The sequence below is a fragment of the Xenorhabdus bharatensis genome (genome assembly GCF_037996705.1).
In the GTDB taxonomy this organism is placed as follows: domain Bacteria; phylum Pseudomonadota; class Gammaproteobacteria; order Enterobacterales; family Enterobacteriaceae; genus Xenorhabdus; species Xenorhabdus bharatensis.
The window spans coordinates 1-237 of sequence record NZ_JBBMXG010000100.1 but is presented as its reverse complement, the minus strand read 5'-3'; the positions used below and the strand labels follow the sequence as shown (position 1 = coordinate 237).

Here is a 237-nt window from a genome sequence, read left to right as displayed (position 1 = left end):
CTTCGGTGTTGTCAGGTTAAGCCGCACGGTTCATTAGTACTGGTTAGCTCAACGTCTCGCAACGCTTACACACCCAGCCTATCTACGTCCTCGTCTCGAACGTTCCTTTAGGATTCTCTAGGAATCAGGGAAGACTCATCTCAAGGCAAGTTTCCCGCTTAGATGCTTTCAGCGGTTATCTCTTCCGCACTTAGCTACCGGGCAGTGCCATTGGCATGACAACCCGAACACCAGTGG

General features: G+C 51.5%; 1 rRNA gene. It reads right to left on the bottom strand.

Annotated features, from left to right (window positions below):
* Positions 1–12 precede the first annotated feature (12 nt).
* Positions 13–237: ribosomal RNA gene (locus tag AAC855_RS21825) — 23S ribosomal RNA — on the bottom strand; the annotation flags it as partial.